The organism is Micrococcaceae bacterium Sec5.7 (assembly GCA_039636785.1).
GTDB lineage: Bacteria > Actinomycetota > Actinomycetes > Actinomycetales > Micrococcaceae > Arthrobacter.
Window position 1 is genome coordinate 4,066,424 of the sequence record CP144169.1, and the last position, 20,107, is coordinate 4,086,530.

Here is a 20,107-nt window from a genome sequence, read left to right on the forward strand (position 1 = left end):
TTGGCTCCGTTTTCCCTTGCTCAGGCGGCTTCGGCGATGGTCGTGAGGACGTCCATGAACGTCTGCCAACCGGCGAGGGTGCCCTGGCGCATCTCGGTCGTGAAGCCGGGGGTCTCTTGCGTCATGCGCATGTGGGTACCGGTGGGCGTCGGCGACAGCTCGACAACGACTTCCGCGCGCTGTGCTGACGACGGGTTGTCCGTCATGGTCAGAACCAGGCGTTCGACTGGGGTGATTTCGAGGAAGTCGCCGGCCCACGCGATGGTGTTGCCGTCGGGCAGGACCATCGTGGCGGACCAGGAACCTCCGACGACCGGGTTGTAGTCGAGGCGGTCAGCGGGAACGTCGACCTGACCGCCCCCGAACCATTTCGCGAAGTGCTCCGCGTTGGTCCAAGCCGCGAAGACGGCGGAGGGTGGGGCGGTGAAATCGCGGTCGATTTCGATTCCGGCGGGGGTGATGCCTGTCACAGGTGTTACTCCTTCTCGTCGGTAGTGCTGGTCGGATCGTCAGGTGATGGGTTGTCGGCCCCGTCTGGGGTGGTGAGCGTGGACAGGAAGCCGTCGAGGGCGTCGAAGCTTTGGGTCCAGAATTTCCGGTAGTCCTCGATCCATCCGGACACTTGAGCCAGCGGTCGGGCATCGAGGGTTCGGGGCCGGAATTGCGCGTCGCGGCCACGTGCGACGAGCCCTGCGTGCTCGAGGACACGCAGGTGTTTAGAGACTGCGGCGAGACTCATGTCGAACGGCTCGGCCAATTGGCCAACGCTCGCCGGGCCTAAGGCCAGGCGCGCAAGGATTGCCCGTCTGGTCGGGTCTGCAAGTGCACCGAACGTGCGACTCAGCGAGTCGGGGGCGACCATAGTTAACGCGAAAGGAATTCCCCGAGGCGACCGAAGAACATCTGCGTGCCCGCCTTCAGGGCCTCGAAGTGTTCGTCGGTGACGACTCCGGTCTGGTGGAATTCCTGCTCGGTTCCACCATCGACGTCGCGCAGCAACACCGTCAGGACGGTGCGGGCCTCCTCGTCAGGGGTCTCGTTGTCGGTGAGGGTGAAGACGAGCTTGCTGGGCTTCTCGACCTCCTGGTAGAAGCCGCGGAACGGCACGACCATCGCACCATCGGGCGATGTCTGGGTCTCCCGGAAGAGACCACGAGGCTCGACTGCCATGACGACGTCGCTTACGGTCCACTCCGGCGCTGCCCACCACTGGGCGAACTTCTCGGGCTCGGTCCACGCCTCCCAAACCTCCTCCGCCGAGGCGTCATAGTGGTTGACGAGGACCAGCTCGTGGGGGGTTTCGATGTCGCTCATTTTGCTCCTAGGGATCGTGGGATGTGTATTCAACTTAGGGGTTGTGAACTGATAGGTTAAATACATCAGAAGGGTCGCGGGTTGTCAAGAGGGGCGAGATGACTTTGTCTCGCGTTCACCCAAAGGTGCATTTGCTTCCCGAGGGCGCCATCCCGGGTGCGACCACCTCCTCGTCGGTGTAAGGCGAAGTTGTAGAAATCTCAATCCACTCGCGAGCTGCCAGAATTGACCGTTTCCGCTACAAATAAATCGGCTCGTTAAAGAGATTTGTGGATTTGATCGCTCTTTGGCGGCGTTCTGTGATCGCTTGGTGTCGCCTTCAGGGAGGATGCGACGCGGCTAGTCCTTGAGTGCTCGGGACCGTCTATAAAACGTTGCTCGGGACATTCCGAGATCGCGGGCAACCTGTGCAGCGGGTTCACCGCCTTCGACCAGGCGGACAGCGCTTCGAATCTGACTGTCGGGGGACCCGGCGGGGTCGGCCGCCAAGGTCCTTTCCGGCTTCTCTGCGTTTGCTGATGGAGTCGGTGACGCGTTCGCGTTTGATCTCGTGTTCCATTTGCGCGAGAGCGGCCATGATCGTGAACAGCATCGACCCCATGGGTGTTACGGTGTCGACGTCGCCACCGCCGAGGTTCAAGACGCGCAGGCCCGCGCCTCGACCGCGGAGTTCGTCAGCGAAGCCGAGCATGTTCTGGGTGGATCGCCCGAGCCGATCCAGCGTCGTGATGACGAGGGTGTCTCCGTCGATCAGCGCGGCGAGTGCTCGATCGAACTGGGGTCGTGAGGCTCGCGCCCCGGATACACCGTGATCAACGTAGAGGTCATCGCGTCGGACGCCGGGGCCAGAAGATCCGCCTGCTGCCGGTCGGTGGACTGCTGCCGCGTCGAAACGCGTGCATAACCGATCAGCTTCGTCATGGGCTGCCCCGATGTGTCTCATAACCAACAGTGGGGTACACAAATTCAACCAGAAGGTTGCGAGACATAGTTACGGGAATCGCCGGCCGCGGACGAACCCACACCATTCCGCGTAAATTAGAGCATTGCCGCCGCAGCGGTCGCCGGGTCGACGAGACGCCTCGGGGGCTAGCCGGACACCGCCGGGGCTGGCGCATCAAATGCCAGCTTCACACCCACCGCGCCAAGAAGGGTCCCCGCGATCCACCGCTGCCAGCGCATCCACTTGGGCTTGCGCTGAAGGAACACCGCGACCGACCCCGCCGCGAGGATGATTGCCCCATTTACTGCCATCGCCACCGTAATTTGAATGGCTCCCAGCTGGAACCCCTGGGTGACGACGTTGCCAGCCTCTCGATCAACAAACTGAGGAATCAGCGCCAGGTACATGATTGCTGCCTTCGGATTCAGCAGGTTCGTCACTAGCCCCATCCGAAAAAGCTTGCTGGCGGAATCGAGGGGAAGGTCTAAGGTCTCAAACAGAGACATACCGCCCGGCCGGAGGGACTTGTAAGCCAGCCAGAGCAAGTAGCCCGCACCGGCCACCTTGAGTCCGGTGTAGAGCCAGGGAACCACGATGAACACCGCCGCAAGGCCAACGTTTGCCATCGTCATGTAAACAACGAACCCGACTGCGGTGCCTGCCAGAGACATCATTCCGGCCCGCCACCCCTGGCTAATACTGCGGGAGACCAGGTAGACCATGTTGGGCCCAGGCGTGAGTGCCATCCCCAGCTCAACAAGGGCCATACCCGAGGCAGCGGCAAGCGAGATCAAGATGGTTCCTTTGTGCGATGGCTTAAGCGGGCATCTTCCTCGATGCGCAGTCTCTCAACTCAAGAGTGTGGCACGGATCAGCGCTGACCACGGTCCCCAACGGGCGACATCAGCGTGTCCGGTGGGCGATCGGCTTGCGGGCGCTGGTGCGACTTGCAGCTCCCGAGAACCCAGGATTATTGGCAGCGGTGAAACCGCTCCTCGCGGTGCTTGCAGTCGTTCATGCGGCCTCGGGTGAGGGGCGAAGCGTTGGTTCCGGGGGAGGGGCGGTGTGTGGAATCCGCCCCTCCTTCCTTCGGCTCCCCTCGGTCCCCTACGCGGTTTCCCGCGCACAGCCACCAGACGGTCCCTCTAGTGTCATGCCTTTCTCCTTCTCGCACAGGAGGCGGCCGGGTTCGGTCGGTTTGCCTTGGTTGATCCTGTCGTAAACGACGCTGATCGGCTTTTCCCCCAGGGCGGCAGCGAGGAACAATGCAGGCAGCATGTCCTTGCCCTCGTTATCGAAGTACGCGTCGCCCTTCACCCCTGGCCCGCGGCCGGCGACCATGAACGTCACGGCGCCAAGACCATGCCCGCCCCGTCTTCCGTCGTTTTTGCTTCTTCCACCCGCCAGCGCTAATAGTTTCACGCTTTCCGAACTGCGTGACGGCGAAGCCGATACCTCAGCTGAGTGACCCAATTTGGGTGGACGTCCTCCCGGATTCCAGTTGGTCTCCAAGGTTTTCAGGAGTTGCACGGGGCACGATGGCGTTGTTCCGCCCCTCATAGCGGCTGTTGTGCAGGAAGCTTCTGCGGAACCGCCGGCCCGCCGTCTCATCAAGATCAGTGCCCTAGGAAATAGGAGTTGCCATGTCATCACGGAGGGAAGTATTGAGGCTGAGCATGGTGGGAGGTGCCATCGCCCTCACCGGAGGACATGCCGGGCTGAAGGGTGCCGACGATCCGGTTTCGACTACACCTCTCATCACGCCCAGCAAGCTTGCGCCGATCAACACGCCGATTCCCTACGCAAGGACGTTCCGCCGGCCTCCGGAGCTGATCCCTTATGAGACTGGCTTCGATGAAGGCGACCCGAGCCGGCCTTACGCCAAATATTCCCTGACCCAGAAGCTGGGACAGGGTCGGATTGCACCTGGGCTGTCCACCACACTGGCCGGGTACAACGGCATCTTCCCTGGGCCCACCATCCGCAACGTGCAGGGCACCCGGTCCGAGGTGCGGATCCGCAACGCCCTTCCGGCCAAGGGATTGCTCCATCCCGGGGCCTTCAACACGGTCACCCATCTCCACGGCTCGGCGTCGCTGCCCCAGTACGACGGGTATGCGAACGACTTCACGGCTCCCGGCAAGGTCAAGAATTACCACTATCCGAACTGGCAGGCGGCGCGGACTCTCTGGTACCACGACCACAATCACCTGGTCACGGCCCAGGGCGTGTACTCGGGGCTTGCCGCCATCTACACGCTCTCGGATGAATACGAGCGGGCGCAGCTGCCTCAGGGCGAGTTTGACGTGCCGTTGCTCATCTCGGACACCATGCTCAACGCGGACGGTTCCCTGGGCTACAACGACAACGGCCACTCCGGCCTGTGGGGCGACATCATCATGGTCAACGGCGTGCCGTGGCCCACCATGAAGGTCAAGCCGCGGATCTACCGTTTCCGGGTCCTGGCCGGGTCGATCACACGCTCCTACCGCCCTGCCCTCTCCAACGGGGACCCGATCTACGTCGTCGGAACCGATGCAGGCATGACCCCCAAAGTCCAGGCGGTGTCCTCCTGGCGCCAGGGGACTGCGGAGCGCTATGAAGTCCTCATTGATTTCCGTAAGTACAAGCCCGGACAAACCGTGGAACTGCGGAACCTGAGCAACAAGAACAACGTCAACTTCGCCAACACCAGCAAGATCATGAAGTTCCAGGTGGTGGCCGATTCCGGCTCCTCCGCGGGATCGATCAGCGCCATTCCCTCGATGCTCGACGTCGGTGAGTCACCCTCGAAGGCCACCGGCGGGCTGGACACCATGAGCCTGACTCCGGAAATGGCCAAGGTAAAGCGGGTCCTGCGTGTGATGCGGCAATCAGGCGAGTGGACCATCAACGGTGACACCTGGGCGGACGTGGAAAACTCGGGCTTCACCAAGTGCTTCGCGAACCCGCAGCGCAATGACGTTGAACAGTGGACCATCACCAACGAGTCCGGCGGCTGGTTCCATCCTGTGCACATCCACCTCATCGACGGCAAGATCATTTCCCGCAACACCAACGGCGGCAAGCCGTTCGCCTGGGAGGGCGGTCCGAAGGACGTGTTCTATATCGGCGAGAACGAATCGGTCACGGTGCTCATGCAGTTCGATACCGGGAAACATGAGGGGGGCCGGTACATGGTCCACTGCCACAACCTCGTGCACGAGGACCACGACATGATGGTGCAGTTCTCCGTCGGCGACCTGCGGAACAACGACCCCGTCAGTTCTGATCGTCCGATCGTTGACACGATGCCCCTCGGTTCGTTCGCTTCGAAGTACCGGCCCGCCTACCCGGCGGGAACATGACAATGAACCGCCTCTACATGATGGCTCCGGCGGTGCTGCTGTCGCTCGCGTTGGGCGGCTGCACCGCCGGAACCCAGGCCGCCCCCTCCCCTCCGCCGAGCAGCGCAGCTGCGAACATTGGGGTGTCGGCGGAGGTGGGGCAGGACCTGGGCAACGGCAGGCCCACGGTCACGCACGACGGCCTGATGGTCCGGCGCCGGGTGGTGATCGCTGTCCATCCCGGCGAGAACGCCGACCTTGGGGCCATCAGAAAGAAGCTGGACGCTGCTGCGGCTTCACGGGCCACCCCGCTTTCCGCCATCGCCCCTGGTGTCCTGGAGCCGGCACTGCTCCAGCACATCGTCCCCGAGCTCATGGTGGTGCTTCCGGCGTCGGCAACCCTGGAAGATGCCCGCGGGCTGGTTGACCAGGCCTCCGGCGACGGCGCTGACAACCTGGGCGTTGAGCACTTTCATGTCATCCCGGTCCTGGTGCACGATCTCCGTTTCAGTCTCAGCGCTTCAAATCCCACCGCGCTGTCGGCAGCCATCGATAGGGAGGGCATTCTTACGGACACGCTCGGAAACTATGACACCGCAGTCAAGGCCGGCGAGCTCGACATCAGCTACACAGGACCGTTGCTGGGCGATGAACTGGTGGAAACTGTCCGCAGCGGCATCGCCCGCCAGGCGCATATTGCGGCATCCGGGGTTGCCGTGTCGCCCCGTTCCGGCGATGGAGCGGGCGTGGACATGGCCAAGGAGCCACCGTGGGATCCTGAACTGCTGGATGAAGGAACAGACCACACCCACGCCGGCGGCTAGCCGGCCGGTCGATCCGGGCTGAGTTCCGGGCCGCGGCCGCGTGCACCGGAACCCTGGACCGTGACAATGTTGGCCACGCGAGCGGGGAGTTGCCCGGACGGACCGGAGCTGTTCGGGCTTCATGCTTGCCTATTTCTTGGTCTGGCGGTAGTGCTCGATCTGTTTCAGCCGCCGCTGGAGACTGTCGCGCCGCGGGTGCGGAACGGCGTCGGGTGCCTCTGCGGTGAGGTCAATGTGTTTGGTGCCGTACTGCCACAGCAGGAGGTCATCCAGCAGGCGGTCCGGACCGGGGGAGTACCGGTGGTCCAGGGCCTTGCGGACCTCCGTGATCCGGTTGGCGCTGAGCAGGCCGGCCAGCTGGACTGTCTGGTTGAGGCCGTGCGCCGCCATAAGTTCAGCGGCCCAGCCCCAGTCGTCATCCACTTTGCGGTCCACGTGCGGCAGGAGTGTGCGCCAGACATCGCGGATGCGGTTGGGGGTGAGCTGGGCCGCACCCTCGCCGTCGATGTCCCAGTAGCTGCGGACTTCCTCATAGCGTTCGTGCAGGTCCGCGAAGGCACTCTCCACAGTTTCCAGCATGGCCGCCGTAGCGGTGAACTGGCGGTCGAAGTGCGGAGTCCAGGCGCGTGGGTCCTCGGCCTTGAACCGGATATCGTGCTCGATCTCGCTCCAGGCATGCGCAAAGACGGTGCGGATCTGGCATTCGAAGAAGTAGCTGCCGTTGGGCTGGGAGTCCGGGTTGAAGGCGAGCTGGTACTCCTTCACGGCCTCATTCTGGATGGTGCGCAGGATCAGGTGGCGGCTGGAATAGCCGTACGTTCCGGACTCGATGGAGCCGATGTCCTTTTCACGGTCACCGCGGCAGTCGAACAGCTGGCGCTGGCGTTTGATCAGGTTGGCCACCATGGCGTTCTCGGTGGGCAGCTTGGTGATAACGCGGATGCCCACCATGTCATTGAGGGTGCGGAAGGGGTCCGGGAACTTCAGCACCGGCGGGCCTCCCGGCTCCAGTGGCTCCTCGGTCCGGGAGATCTTCTCACGGAAGGACTCCACGGTCTTGGTGCGCCCGGTGACGAACAGGGGGGTCACCTCGGTGTCCTTGAGCATGCCGCGGAGCGTCAGCAGTACGTCCCGCGTGACCCGCTTCAGGGCAGGCCGGACGCGTTCGTAGAGTTCAACGTTTTCCTGCACGGAATCGCGCAGGCTGATGTCCAGACGGTCCCAGTTGCTAGCCATGGTTCCAAACTACCTTGGGGGTGGGACAAGAACAGCGCAGAACTCCATCAGGAATGTGCATTTCCGTGGCGAAGACGTCCGTGAGCTGCGTATCTGATGGAGTTCTGCGGCAGTGCGCCCACGGCGGCCCCGGGGCACGCCTGTAACCGCCGAGGCTGCGGCCGCCGGGACGCGCGTCACTGTAGGCTCGGCACATGGCTGATGTTCGTCGTCGGGCGTTCATTTCCCATGGACTGATCAGCGCCGCAGCAGCGGTGACACCGGGGGCGCTGGGCGCCTCCTGTTCGGCAGGTTCCAGGAAGGACGCAGTGAAGCGGCACAAGTACCAGTACGGTGACGATCCCAGCCAGTGGGGCGAGCTCTTCCTGCCTGATTCTGCAGAGACCCGGGGAGTCGCGGTGGTGATCCACGGCGGTTACTGGCGCTCGCAGTATGGGGCGGAGCTGGGGGAGCCGCTGGCCAAGGATCTGGCTGCACACGGTATGGCGGCGTGGAACCTTGAATACCGCCGCGCCGGAAACGGTGGCGGCTGGCCGCACACTTTCGAGGACATCCTGGCCGGAATCGACAAACTCAGCGAGATCGCGGGCGAACATTCCCTGAACCTGTGCAAAGTGGTGGCGCTGGGACACTCCGCCGGCGGGCACCTGGCCGTCTGGGCGGCAGGCCGCGCCAAGCTGGGGCGTCTCGGCGCACCGGACGCTGACCGCCAGATCCAGCGCGGGGACGACGCCGGTGCTGTGCACCTTACCGGCGTGGTGAGCCAGTCCGGGCTGCTGAACCTGGCGCAGGCGGAAAGGCTGGATCTGAGCAACGGTGCCGTGAGCAACCTCCTGGGAGGCTCGTCCGGCAAGTACCCGAAACGCCACCAATATGCGGATCCGATGATCGCGATTCCGCTGGCTGTCCCGGTCTATGCCGTCCACGGACTGGAGGATGACACCGTTCCCCTGAGCCAGTCCGAGACCTATGCCGCGGCGGCCCGGACTGCGGGCGCACCTGTGCAGCTGCTGAAAGTCCCCGGCGACCACTTTTCGGTGATTGACCCCAAGGCCCTGTCCTACCGGAAGTGCCGCGAGCTGGTGCAGGAGCTGCTGGGCTGAAACTGCCCGCTCAAAAATCCTTGGCAGGATGTGAACTGCCAGTTGAGGCAACCGCCTCGGCTGCGGTGTCCCAACCAGCCCATTCCTCGGGCCGGATTGAGGGGCGGCCGAGGAAGTAGCCCTGTCCTGCCGTTATGCCGAGGTTGGTGAGTGCGGCAAGTTCGGCCGACGTCTCGATTCCTTCTGCAACCAGGACCGAGCCGATCTGCGCGGTGAACTCGACCATGGAGGCAACGAGCGCATGCTGGCCGGGATCTGTGTCGACGCCGTCGATGACGCTTCGGTCGAGTTTGATGAAGTCCGGCTTGAGGTTCAGGATTCGGCTCATTGAGCTGAAGCCGGAGTCCGCATCGTCAACGGCAACGCGAAGCCCTTGCTCACGCAGCGGTTTTATGGCTTCAAGGAACAAGGCATACTCCTCGTCCCTGATGGTTTCCGTAAGTTCGAGCACAATCCGGTTGACCGCCAGCGGCGATCGGTGGATGAGCGCGGTCAGACGGGGATTGATGCAGGACGCCGGAGAAAGATTCAGGGCCACATACAGGTGAGGGGGCAGTTGTTCCGCGGCGAGGAGGGCAGAGCCAAGGGCGGAGAATTCCAGATCGGCCCCGAGACCCACGGAGGCGGCCTCGGCGAACCAGAAATCCGCACTTGCGCCGTCGTCGCTGACAAACCGGGAGAGCGCCTCGACGCCGATGATCCGTCCCTCTGCCAGTCCGTGAATGGGCTGGAACGCCGTCAGCAGCATCCGGTCGCTTAACAGCGCGCTGATCCTTGACCGGCTTTGCGGCGAGTCCAGATCCTCCGCCGTTGGAGGTGCAAAAAAGATCGGATCCTCATCCATCCCCGGAAACTCACCGGCGGCGCCGGGCTGGCTGACCTGGCGCTGGGTTTCCAGCAGGTGTTCAAGCAGCGCCCGTTCGGGAGCCCCAGGGGTCGCCTCCAGATGTTCGCATAGCCGCTGCCTGACCGCCGCCCCTTCAGGAGCAGTGTCCGCCAAGACCGACGCAACGATACCCCATGCCTGCGTGCGGATGTTCATCGCCGGCGTCCCCCGGTGGCGGGGTAAGAAGTTTTTGGCCTCCCGGTATGTCGGGTCGATGCCGGAAGAACCAACTCATCCACTGACACAGGCGTCATCCCCTCATTCCCCCGCGGGATCCGGCTGAGCCCGGAATCCGTCAGCGAGCCAACCATCCTAATCCGCGAATGCCGGGCATCGCAACTACATCGTATCCCGGGTTAGGGCAAATTGCGGTCCGGGGCGACGTTTAATCCCCCTGCCCCACAACAAAAGGACACGGATCACCTTCTCTGGCAGAGTATGACCATGCTCACAGTTATTGGCGAGGGCCTTGTCGACGTGGTCCAGCGCACCTCCGGAATCGAAGCCCACGTGGGCGGCAGCCCGCTCAATGTCGCGGTGGGGCTGGCCCGCCTGGACCACGCTGTCCAGTTCATCGGCCGCTACGGACGCGATGCCTACGGCGACTCCGTCGCTGCCCACCTGAAAGCCAGTTCCGTGATGCTTCCGCAGGGCCCGGACGCACTGCCTACCAGCGTGGCCATCGCACTGATTGACGACGACGGCGCCGCCACTTACGCGTTTGATCTCTCCTGGGAGCTTCCCGGCCTCGCGGACAGGCTGCCGTTCATGCTGCAGGGCACCACTTTGCTTCACACGGGATCCATTGCCACGATGCTGGAGCCGGGCGCGGCTGACGTCCTGGCCGCCGTGGAACATGCCCACCCGTCGGCCACCATCAGCTTCGATCCGAACTGCCGGCCCAGCATCATCGCGGACGTGGACTACGCGCGCCGGCAGACCGAAAAGTTCGTAACGCTGGCAGACGTGGTCAAAGCCTCCGATGAGGACCTCGAATGGCTCTACCCGGGCGTTGATGTGCTGGAATCCGCACGCCGCTGGCTATCCCTGGGCAGCTCGGAGGGCCCCGCGATGGTGGTGGTCACCCGCGGAGCGGCCGGCCCCTGGGGTATCACCGCCGCCGGCGAAGCCGAAGTTGCTGCACCCAACGTCGAGGTGGCGGACACCGTTGGCGCCGGGGATTCATTCATGGCAGCACTGTTGTCCGGGGTGGTGGACCGGGGGCTGGACGGTGCGCAGAACCGCCATGACCTCCGCGCGCTCCCGGCCGAGGGGCTCGCCGAGCTGTTGGCCCACGCCGCCCGCGCGGCCGCCATCACCGTGTCCCGTGCCGGCGCCAACCCTCCGACGCGCGCAGAACTGAACGCCCTTACCGGCGATTGAGCTGATCGGGCGAGTCCGGTGGTTGATCCTGTCGAAACCTGGATCTCGACGGGCCCGATCGCCGGAATGAGTCAGAAGATCGGACTGAGCCCTTGCCATCCGATCCCTACCTGCACGCGCGTCACCCAAGTGCCCGTCCCGCTGCCTGGATAAAGCCACAGGGCGCCTTGGCCGGTGCGTGCCAGGACATCGGCAGTTCGGTCGCCGTTGAAGTCGCCTGGTGCGATGATCGCGTCAAAGGCGTTCCATCCGCTGCCGACGCGGATCCGGGGCAGCCAGCCACCGGTGCCTGTGCCGCGGTAGAGCCACAGGAAGCCCGTGGACGTCTCCCGGGCCAGGATGTCAACGGCTCCGTCGCCGTTGAAGTCACCCGGGCCAACGAGCGTATTGAAGGCACTCCATCCGGTGCCGACGCGGATCCGGGGCAGCCAGCCGCCCGCGCCGTTCCCGGGATAAAGCCACAGGAAGCCCGTGGACGCCTCCCGTGCCAGGATGTCCACCCGCTGGTCCCCGTTGAAGTCGCCCGGGCCGACGATGGCATTGAACGCGTTCCATCCGCTGCCCACGCGGATACGCGGCAGCCAGCCGCCCGTGCCTGTGCCCCGGTAGAGCCATAGGTAACCTGTGGACGTCTCCCGTGCCAGCACGTCGAGCGCGCCGTCGCCGCTGAAGTCCCCTGGTGTCTCCAGGGCGTTGAAGACACCCCAGCCGGTCCCAATGCGGACGCCGGCCTGCATCCTGCCGCGACCCGTTCCGGCGTAAAGCCGCATTTCCGCCGTCGCCGTCACCCGCGCGAGGACGTCATTGTCCCAGTCCCCGTTGAAGTCCGCCGTCGATCCTGTCAGCGTTGACGCCGGAATTGGCAGCGGGGTGAAGGCATACGGGCCACAGGTGAGGTCGTAGTCCCGCACGTCGTCGTACCACTGCGCGAGATACACGCGCCCCCCTGAAAAGCTGGCCTGCCGGCAGCGGTCCAGGGCTTCAGCCGGATAGTCGAGCTGGCCTGCCGTGGCCCAGACCGGCACCCCGGAGAGCCGCCACGAGCCGGTGATGCTTTGCCATCCCGCGTCGAACGAGTACAAGCCGTAGGCGAAGCCGCTGTCACGGAGGCCCCGCATCATGCCCTCAATGATGTAGCGGTTCTCGCGCTGCTGAAGTTTCGTACTTGCTGGCCAGGGCTGGGCCGGCCGCGGCTCCACGTCGATCCATACCACGGACGGCACGAAGACAACCCTTTTCAGGCTGGCCGCAGCGAACCGTGCCTCGGCGTAGCCCACGTTGGACAGCTGCCCGGCGCGCGTGCTGGACGTCCACGGCCCCTGGGCGCGGTAAGTGGCGAGCTGCAGGGAGGTGGGGAAGGCCGCCATCGCGTAGGCGTGAGCCCGCTTTCCATTCGTCTTCGCCCACTTCACCTGGCTGTCGAGACACGGGTTCTCGGTGAAGGGGAGCCCCTTCGTGAGCCCGACAATGACGAACTGCGATGTGGCCGGCGGCAGCGGGAGGCCGAATCCACCGACGGACGCCGGGCACTGCGGCCAGGAGATGTCATGCCCGTACATCGTTGCAGCATGGGCGGACGGGGCAGCGACCGGCATTAGACCGAGGATGAGTGCGAGGGAAGCCAGCAGTCCCACCAGGAGCCGGCTGGTCGAGCGTGTAATCACGCAAACCACCCCGGCTCGCCTGCGGCGGCCACTGCGCAACCGTTGACATCACCCGCAGGAGAATTCCACGCGAGTTGAAGACCCTCACCGTCCATGGCTTGACTCCCTTGCCACCACCAGTTTACTTCCGCTACCAGAAAATCGCCCCTGTCTGCCGGGGCGACAAGGCATGAAAAGCCGGGATCGCCTCGGAACGGATCCGGTAGGGAACGCTTCCGCGGGGACCTACCTGGGGGGTGCGATCACGACGAGGGCGGCAGTGACCACGAGCACCCCGGACGCGATCGTGGCCTCGGCCATCAGCCCCGTCAGCAGAGATTTCGTGGGAGTAGGTGCCAGGGACTGGTCGGGCGGATCCGGACGGGGAACGGGCATCCCGGGGGTACCGGCCGGCAGGTGGCGTTTGACCCAGCGGCGGGCCAGGTTACTCACCGGAATAAGGGCGGCAACTCCGGACAGCTTGACGAGCAAGAGCCCCCCGAACGCGCTTCCGGTGAGGGCGTTGACCGTGCCCACCTCCCGCCAGGCCATGAACACTCCGGTGACCACGAGGGCGGCCACGGAGGCCAGGGCCACGCGGGAAAATCGGGGGAGCACCGCCGCAAGGTCCGGCGCCCGTTCGGCCGGGCGCAGTGCCACCAGGATCAGGGCAAGGCCACCCAGCCATACCGTCATGGCCAGGGTGTGCACAAAATTTGCGGCCATCGCCACTTCCGAACCGTCGCCGGACGCAGAGTGGCCTGCCAGGGGCCAGGTGGCGACGAGCGCCACGGTGGACACAGTCGCGGCTCCGAGCAGAACACGCCGTGGGCGCGTAGGGGCGTGGGCCGACCGGGACAGGGCGGCTACGAGCGCCACGGCGAAGCCGAGCAGCAAGTAAGAGCGAAGGGCGTAAACCTGGTCGAATCGGCGCGAGTGCGTGTCCAGCTTGTCGGGCGCGGACCACAGCGCGCTGAACGGCTCTCCGCTGGCCCATATGCCCTGCAGCACCATTGTGCCAACGGTGCTGAGAGCCAGGAGGGACAGGCCGGTGATGGTCAGAGCTCTGGCCCGCCGGTCGGCCAGCCCGGCGGGCCACTGCCCGAGCGTGACCAGCAGTACCCCTGGGCCCAGCAACAGACCCACGTATCCGGCCCAGCGCAGAACCCCCAGCAGAACCCCGGCGAGGTCGTTGCGGCCGTTTTCGGGCGCCGTTCCCCGCACCACGCTGGCATGGCCCACAGAGAACTGGTACGAGCCGGACTCCAAATGGGTGTCGGCGGAGCCGGCGCTCCAATTGACGGTGTAGGTGCCCTCGGCAAGCCCGGACCGCAGCCCGAACTCGATAACGGCTTGCTGGGGATCGCTGGAACTCGGATGTCCGACGTCGACGCGGTTGAACCGGTCATCGAACACCTCGATCACGTCGTCGTTCACCTCGACCGGCTCACTGAACGTAAGGGTGATAGCCGAAGGCTGTGCGGCCAGTACCGCGCCGGGTGCCGGGTCGCTGGACCGGAGTTCGGCGTGCGCGGCGGCGCTGCCCGCGGGCAGGATCAAAAGCATTGCTGTGGCGGCGGCAGCAAGCATGCCCCGCACCAAACGACCCGCCGTGGCTGCACCCCGGGAACCCTGCTTCATTCCTGAATCCTACGGGTGCTCCCCGCGCGTCGGAAGACGGGGAGCGGGGGGAGTGCATGTGGGGGCTGCGCCACAGCATTTCTCCAAGGTCTTCACAAGGTTGCCGGTGGACTATGTGCTCATGAACCGGACCGGACCGTCTGCTGCCTTCAAGCGGTGGGCATGGGCGCTGACTGTCGCGCTCTGCTTCGCCACCGCACTTGGCGGCTGGCGTGCGGCCGCGACGATAGCCGGGCCACCGGATCCGTCCACCCTTGCGGTGAACGGCGCCTCCTATTCCGTCACCCGTGCGGAGCAAGTCAAAGGGCTGTCAGATACGGACCTGGCCGGGATGTCACACGGAATTCAGAGCCTGGTCACCGATGATCAGGCTCTGATCAATCTCCACGTGGTGGTCGCCGCCGGCGACTCGCCGGCCTCCTACGACGCCAGCGTGCTCCGTGTCTTCGCAGTCGGTTCGCCGAAGGGATACCCCCCGGTAGGCGGCATCATTGCTCCAGGCCGTCTGAGGCCGCATTCCCGCGTCGAAGGCTTCCTCTCGTTCGTCGTTCCGCGCGACGGTGCCCGGATCGTCCTCCGGGCTCCGGGGAACTCCGACGATGTTCCGCTCCTCGAAGTAGATGTGGCCCCGGCCGGCGCCGGGGGGCATATGCATCCGTCCTCGCATTCCCCTTAGAACCGTCATCGAATGAAGGCGACCCCAATGCCTGCTATCAGAAGTGCATCGAGTTTCCGGCGGCCGCTCGCCGGTGATTTGGTTCTGGCCGTCCTCATGGGATCGGCAGGGGCGGGCTGGCTGGCCTGGCTCCAGATGGCCGGTGGAGGTGGCCCGTACGATCAGGCATCACTGCTGGAGACCGCCGTCGCGGTCACCGCGTTCAGCCTCCCGCTGGTACTTTTCGCCGTTCCGCTGACGCTTCGGGCTCTGCGCCACGCCGAGACACCCTTTTCCACATCCGCGTTTTCCACCATCGCGGGAGGACTGCTTTGCGCGCCCGTGGCGGCGGGGGCCATGTCGGCGGGAAATCAGCTGCGCCTGGTCCTGTTCGACCAAGAGCCTCCAGGGCTTCCGGTGGCCACGATGGTGGGGGATGCACTCAGCCTCCTGGTGGTCCTCCTGCCCGTATCCGGGCTCGCGGTTGCGGCGCGGCATCTTCTTGATTCGAGGCAGCCGCGTCCGCGCGCCGGAATCAGCTCTTCGGCCCGCACTGCCCTGGCCATGGGGCTGGCGCTCACCACCGGGCTGGGCACAACATTCCTGACGGCGATTCCCGCTGCGGCGGTAGCCAGCGCTCATGTCACCGCAGCTACCGGGGTGTGTCCCGGCGCGGCCCCCCAACGCTCCTACGACGTCCAGTCGATCAACGTCAACATACCCATCAACCGCTTTGGAGACCATGACCCCAAGGGCCGCATGTACGTGCTCACGAGCCGCCTGGCCGCGGTGCGGGCCGAAGAGGCGAGCCAGAAAGTGTCCATCGGTCTGCGTGACGATGCCATCCAGCCGCTTGTCATCCGCGCCAACGAAGGGGATTGTCTGAGCATAAAGTTCACAAACAATGCCGACGGCGGCGACTTCGGGGTACACGTCGACGGACTGGCCTTCGACGCCGCGTCCTCCGGGGACGCCATCGGGCGCAACGCCGCCTCCAGCGTTGCCAAAGGCGCCTCCCGCACCTACACGTTCTACGTGCCAAATGACAAAACCCTAGAAGGCGCCCACTACCTGCATCCGGGACCGGGCTTCCGTGATCAAATAAACCACGGACTCTTCGGGTCGGTGGTCGTGGAGCCCCCGGGGTCGGTGTACCTGGACCCGAACGCTGTCGACGAGGAGCACTCGGCCCCGCTGGAATCGGGTTGGGAGGCAATCATCCGGCCTGCCGGTGCCCCCGAGTTCCGGGAAAACGTCCAGCTGTACCACGAGATAGGTAATGAAGACGAGACGGATGCAGTGTTGCAGGCCAACGGCGTCCCCGTCCCGTTCACCGACCCGCATACGAGCTCCTACCGGCCCGACACGAGGGCCATCAACTACCGGTCCGAGGGATTTTTCGACCGGTTGAACGTTGCCCCGCTGCAGGAGGCCCACGCTTACGCCTCGTACACGTTCGGCGATCCCTCGACTCCCATGCCGCGTGGCTACCGGGCTGACCCGACCAAGTTCAGGATCCTGCACGCCGGCTCGGAAATGTTCCACGTGTTCCACATGCACGGCGGCGGAATCCGATGGCGGTTCAACCCGGTGGCTGACACCACGTACAACTATGCCGACACCGGCTTAAACAAGCATCCGCTGGAGGCCTCCGACTCAGAACGGCTGGACTCGCAGGCGTTCGGCCCCGGCGAATCCTACAACCTGGAGATCGAGGGCGGCGCCGGCGGCGTCCAGCAGGGTGCCGGTGACTTCCTGTTCCACTGCCACATCGCGGAACACTACGTCTCGGGCATGTGGAGTTTCTGGCGGGTCTACGACACAAGGCAGAGCGATTTTGCACCACTGGCAGACCGAGCCGCGGCAGGCAAGGCCCCGTCGTTCCCCGTTGACTCCAGCCGGCTCATCGGCAGGACCTACAACGGCCAGACTGTGACGGCCGGGAACCTGGCCAGCTGGATCCGCCCCCAGCTGCCGCCGCCGGGCGTCCGTAGGAACTCCATGGACGGTGCGGTGTGGAACTGGTCCACCAACCCCGCCAAGCCCACCCAGTACCTGGGCGAACCGGAGGACACAAGAGCCTACGCGGACTACTACAACAATCCGAACCAGCCAGGCCACCCCACGGCGCTGCCGGACGATACGTTCGTGGGCAACCGTCCGGTTCTGCTGTTCAACCCCGACAACGGACGCCCCGCGTACCCCATGATGAGGCCGCACGTGGGAATGCGCCCCCCGTTCTCGCCGAACGGACACTCCGGCGCGCCGTACCTGGGGGAGATGGGCGATGCCCCGGCCGCTAACGTGACACCCACTCATCTGGACCCGTTCGCGGGCCGCAGCGACGCAATCTGCCCGGCGAAACAGGCTAACGGAGCGCCGACCATACTGCGCCGCTTTAACGTGGTCGCGGTTGAACACCCGGTGAAGGTATCACCCACCATCACCGACCCGGCCGGCATGATCTTCGTCCTGGCTCACGACAAGAAGGCCGTGCTCGAAGGTACCAAGCCCTTCGAGCCTCTGGCGCTGCGGACCAACGTCGGGGAGTGCGACGCGGTCACGCTGACCAGCGAGCTGACCGATGCAAACGCCGCCGATCATTTCTCCCAGGTCAATATTCACATCCACCATGTGCAGTTCGACACCCAGGCCTCGGATGGCGTCATCTCGGGCATGTCGTACGAGCAGGCCGTCCGTCCCTACAAGGTGGAGGACCCGCAGCTGACCGCCGCCGCCGCAGCCGGCGACACCGTGCTGCACCTGTCCAACGTCGCTAAATTCCAGGTCGGTGTGAGCATCGGCGTGGGATTGGGCACTGAGGGCCCTGCGGCTACCGGTACCGCTAATGCCGGCCAGTCCGGTCGTGGTCCGGAGATTCGCGTACTCACCGCCGTCAATGTGGCGGCGCGGACGGTGACCCTGGCCGCACCGCTTCAGCAGAAGCACCCGATCGGGCAGTGGGCCGGCACCGAGTTCGTGCAGTACCGCTGGTACCCGGATGTGAACCTTGACAACATCTTCTTCCACGACCATGTTGACGGCATCCACACCTGGGCCCACGGGCTGGTCGGCCAGCTCATCACCGAGCCCAAGGGCTCGACCTATCACGATCCGCGAACCGGAGCGCTCGCTGACTCGGGCACGATCGTCGACGTTCACACGAACAACCCTGTAGCCGCCGCCGCCGGAGTGCGCGGAAGCTTCCGCGAGATGGCGCTGTGGACCATGGACAAAGGCATCGGGAAGGAAAACGACTCGATGCTCAATCTGCGGGCCAACCCGCTGGCGGACAGGGTGGGACCCCCGTCGCTGGCGTTCAGCTCCTTCGCGCACGGTGATCCCTTGACCCCCTTGCCCAGGGCATACGCCGGTGACCCCTTCGTGATCCGGGCCATCAGTGTCGCGCCGACGGTGGACACGCTGCACGTGGACGGCCACACCTTTGGCTATGAGAACCGCTACGTGGACAGTGCCGGGAACACCGAGGGCAGCGCAACGGACACTCTGCACTACGGGATCTCGGAGAAGTATTCACTGATCCTCAAGGGAGGGGCTGGAGGCACGAACCACCTGCCAGGGGACTACCTGTACTTTAACGGCATCGACCGGCGGATCACGGATGGCGCCTGGGGCATCATCCGGGTACTCAAGGGCCGCGTCACCGCCGATCCCACCGACGCGAACTACCTGCAACCGCTCCCCGGCTCAACCCCGCCGAACGCACCCGCCTTGCCGGTTAAGACAGGCGGCGCCCCACCCGAACCGGTGAACACCGGCTCACCCTGCCCATCGCCGGCCAAACCCCACAACGTCAGTCTCACCGCCGTGAGGGTCCGCAACGTGGACAACTCCGTCCGGTTCGCCTACGTGCCTACCAGCCAGGCCAAGGCCGTGACCGCCGGCACTGCCCAGCCGGAGCCATTGGTGCTGCACTTGCTGCAAGGCGAGTGCGTGAGGGTCTCGGTCACTAACCAAACGGGGCAGAGCCGGGTGTCGTTCCACCTTGCCGGGATTGCCACCGACACCGCCTCCAGCGGAGCTGATGTGGGCTGGAACCCCGAGACCAGTATCGCCAACGGCCGCACCCGCATTTACACCTACTACGTCGACAACCCGAAGGTGGCTGGCGGCAGCATTGCCGATCTGGGCGGAGGGCTGGACAAGGAAGGACTCTACGGTGCCTACACCGTTGCGGCCGCCGGATCCACGATCACCAATCCGGCCACAGGCGCGATAACCGACGTCGGTGCTTCCGTCGACGTGCATCCCAGCGGCCAGCCCGCTTACCGTGACTTCACTCTGGTACTGGCTGACGACGAAAAACAAATCGGTGCCAGCTTCATGCCGTACCCCGTCAGCGTCGACAAGGCGGGCTCCGTGAGAGTCAACTATCAGCAGTCTCCTCGCGATGACAGACGCTCAGATGCCTTTAGCTCAGCGGCATTCGGTGATCCGACCACACCCGTTCTGAGCGCCTACGCAGGCGATCCGATGGTTGTCCACGTCCTCGTCGCACCCGGGAGCGAACAGATGCACGCCTTTAACCTGGGCGGTGTGTCCTTCTCGCTGGATCCGAATATCGCAAACGCCGATTCTGCCGAAACCCGCGGCGTCGGACCGTGGGAGATGCTCACTGCCAATATCTCAGGGGGCGCCGGAGGAGCGGCACATGCGCCAGGCGATTACTTCTACGGGGACATGCGGCGGGTATTTACCCAGGCCGGCATGTGGGGCCTCCAGCGGATTCTGCCCGTGCCAGCCACCTGCCCGGTATCCGGGGAGGGCATCCAATGCCTGGAAGGACTCACAGCGGGCAGCGGCGGCACCTCAACGCTGCCGGCCGCCCTCGCTGTCGGCGGTGTCAACCCGGCACGTGTGCCAAGCGGGATTTCGGCGCCAACGGCACGACTGTTGCTGATGGTGACCTGTGGGCAACCCCCGGCTCCGGCTTCGCGGCCCGTTGGTGCTCCGCAGAGTCGGGCCGTCCTGCCCTGTGGTGGAGGGCTGCTTCCCGGACAGCCTCTGGTAAGCCGGCCCATAGGAACTCCCGGGTCCCACCACGCCCAACAGAGACTTCGAGAAAGGGGACTCCCGCGCCGCGTCGTTTGACGCGGTCAGTGGGCCGGCGGCCGGTGGGGCACGCCGTCAAC

At 64.9% G+C, this 20,107-nt stretch carries 15 protein-coding genes and 1 pseudogene; 6 read left to right on the forward strand and 10 right to left on the reverse strand.

What is annotated here, in order from left to right; all coding sequences use genetic code 11:
• Window positions 1-20: 20 nt before the first annotated feature.
• From V3C33_19420 to V3C33_19445, 6 genes and pseudogenes are all read right to left on the reverse strand, one after another.
• Window positions 21-470 carry an SRPBCC domain-containing protein gene (locus tag V3C33_19420; GenBank protein ID XAS67558.1) on the reverse strand — a complete coding sequence of 150 codons (450 nt, stop codon included), beginning with the start codon at window positions 468-470 and terminating at the stop codon, window positions 21-23.
• 5 nt (window positions 471-475) lie between these two features.
• The gene (locus tag V3C33_19425; GenBank protein ID XAS67559.1) at window positions 476-862 is read right to left on the reverse strand and encodes a metalloregulator ArsR/SmtB family transcription factor; all 387 of its coding nucleotides are present in this window, start codon (window positions 860-862) and stop codon (window positions 476-478) included.
• 2 nt (window positions 863-864) lie between these two features.
• Window positions 865-1,314, reverse strand: coding sequence for an SRPBCC domain-containing protein (locus V3C33_19430; GenBank protein ID XAS67560.1), 450 nt, complete (start codon window positions 1,312-1,314; stop codon window positions 865-867).
• A gap of 339 nt (window positions 1,315-1,653) precedes the next feature.
• Window positions 1,654-2,235, reverse strand: a pseudogene (locus V3C33_19435) (recombinase family protein).
• A 168-nt stretch (window positions 2,236-2,403) separates the two neighbouring features.
• Window positions 2,404-3,051, reverse strand: coding sequence for a LysE family translocator (locus tag V3C33_19440; GenBank protein ID XAS67561.1), 648 nt, complete (start codon window positions 3,049-3,051; stop codon window positions 2,404-2,406).
• Window positions 3,052-3,364: 313 nt separating this feature from the next.
• Entirely contained in the window at window positions 3,365-3,607 is a 243-nt protein-coding gene (locus V3C33_19445; GenBank protein ID XAS67562.1) for a hypothetical protein, read from the reverse strand.
• Window positions 3,608-3,900: 293 nt separating this feature from the next.
• Between V3C33_19445 and V3C33_19450 the strand changes: the two genes are divergently transcribed.
• Together V3C33_19450 and V3C33_19455 are read left to right on the forward strand one after the other, a co-directional pair.
• Entirely contained in the window at window positions 3,901-5,604 is a 1,704-nt protein-coding gene (locus tag V3C33_19450; GenBank protein XAS67563.1) for a multicopper oxidase domain-containing protein, read from the forward strand.
• Window positions 5,601-6,407, forward strand: coding sequence for a hypothetical protein (locus tag V3C33_19455; protein XAS67564.1), 807 nt, complete (start codon window positions 5,601-5,603; stop codon window positions 6,405-6,407). The genes V3C33_19450 and V3C33_19455 overlap by 4 nt, the downstream gene beginning before the upstream one ends.
• Window positions 6,408-6,536: 129 nt before the next feature.
• Here V3C33_19455 and V3C33_19460 read toward each other — a convergent pair whose 3' ends face one another.
• Window positions 6,537-7,643 carry a (p)ppGpp synthetase gene (locus V3C33_19460; protein ID XAS67565.1) on the reverse strand — a complete coding sequence of 369 codons (1,107 nt, stop codon included), beginning with the start codon at window positions 7,641-7,643 and terminating at the stop codon, window positions 6,537-6,539.
• 308 nt (window positions 7,644-7,951) lie between these two features.
• On the opposite strand from V3C33_19460, the gene V3C33_19465 reads away from it, so the two are divergent.
• A complete protein-coding gene (locus V3C33_19465; GenBank protein XAS69802.1) occupies window positions 7,952-8,746 on the forward strand; it encodes an alpha/beta hydrolase in 795 nt (264 codons plus the stop codon).
• 10 nt (window positions 8,747-8,756) lie between these two features.
• On the opposite strand, the gene V3C33_19470 is transcribed toward V3C33_19465, so the two are convergent.
• The gene (locus V3C33_19470; GenBank protein XAS67566.1) at window positions 8,757-9,788 is read right to left on the reverse strand and encodes an EAL domain-containing protein; all 1,032 of its coding nucleotides are present in this window, start codon (window positions 9,786-9,788) and stop codon (window positions 8,757-8,759) included.
• Window positions 9,789-10,076: 288 nt separating this feature from the next.
• Between V3C33_19470 and V3C33_19475 the strand changes: the two genes are divergently transcribed.
• Window positions 10,077-11,015, forward strand: a complete 939-nt coding sequence (locus V3C33_19475) for a carbohydrate kinase (protein ID XAS67567.1) — start codon at window positions 10,077-10,079, stop codon at window positions 11,013-11,015.
• A gap of 71 nt (window positions 11,016-11,086) precedes the next feature.
• On the opposite strand, the gene V3C33_19480 is transcribed toward V3C33_19475, so the two are convergent.
• Both V3C33_19480 and V3C33_19485 read right to left on the reverse strand, forming a co-directional pair.
• Window positions 11,087-12,679, reverse strand: a complete 1,593-nt coding sequence (locus V3C33_19480; protein ID XAS67568.1) for an FG-GAP-like repeat-containing protein — start codon at window positions 12,677-12,679, stop codon at window positions 11,087-11,089.
• Between the two features lie 225 nt (window positions 12,680-12,904).
• A complete protein-coding gene (locus V3C33_19485; GenBank protein XAS67569.1) occupies window positions 12,905-14,299 on the reverse strand; it encodes a copper resistance protein CopC in 1,395 nt (464 codons plus the stop codon).
• A gap of 58 nt (window positions 14,300-14,357) precedes the next feature.
• On the opposite strand from V3C33_19485, the gene V3C33_19490 reads away from it, so the two are divergent.
• Complete coding sequence (locus V3C33_19490) at window positions 14,358-14,975, forward strand: hypothetical protein (protein ID XAS67570.1); 618 nt, start codon at window positions 14,358-14,360, stop codon at window positions 14,973-14,975.
• Between the two features lie 27 nt (window positions 14,976-15,002).
• The gene (locus tag V3C33_19495; protein ID XAS67571.1) at window positions 15,003-20,066 is read left to right on the forward strand and encodes a multicopper oxidase domain-containing protein; all 5,064 of its coding nucleotides are present in this window, start codon (window positions 15,003-15,005) and stop codon (window positions 20,064-20,066) included.
• Window positions 20,067-20,107 lie beyond the last annotated feature (41 nt).

Coding starts and splice junctions, on each gene's coding strand:
- V3C33_19455 (XAS67564.1), top strand. CDS start 5,601: ATGACAATGAACCGCCTCTACATGATGGCTCCGGCGGTGCTGCTGTCG.
- V3C33_19470 (XAS67566.1), bottom strand. CDS start 9,788: ATGAACATCCGCACGCAGGCATGGGGTATCGTTGCGTCGGTCTTGGCG.
- V3C33_19460 (XAS67565.1), bottom strand. CDS start 7,643: ATGGCTAGCAACTGGGACCGTCTGGACATCAGCCTGCGCGATTCCGTG.
- V3C33_19430 (XAS67560.1), bottom strand. CDS start 1,314: ATGAGCGACATCGAAACCCCCCACGAGCTGGTCCTCGTCAACCACTAT.
- V3C33_19485 (XAS67569.1), bottom strand. CDS start 14,299: ATGAAGCAGGGTTCCCGGGGTGCAGCCACGGCGGGTCGTTTGGTGCGG.
- V3C33_19475 (XAS67567.1), top strand. CDS start 10,077: ATGCTCACAGTTATTGGCGAGGGCCTTGTCGACGTGGTCCAGCGCACC.
- V3C33_19450 (XAS67563.1), top strand. CDS start 3,901: ATGTCATCACGGAGGGAAGTATTGAGGCTGAGCATGGTGGGAGGTGCC.
- V3C33_19495 (XAS67571.1), top strand. CDS start 15,003: ATGCCTGCTATCAGAAGTGCATCGAGTTTCCGGCGGCCGCTCGCCGGT.
- V3C33_19425 (XAS67559.1), bottom strand. CDS start 862: ATGGTCGCCCCCGACTCGCTGAGTCGCACGTTCGGTGCACTTGCAGAC.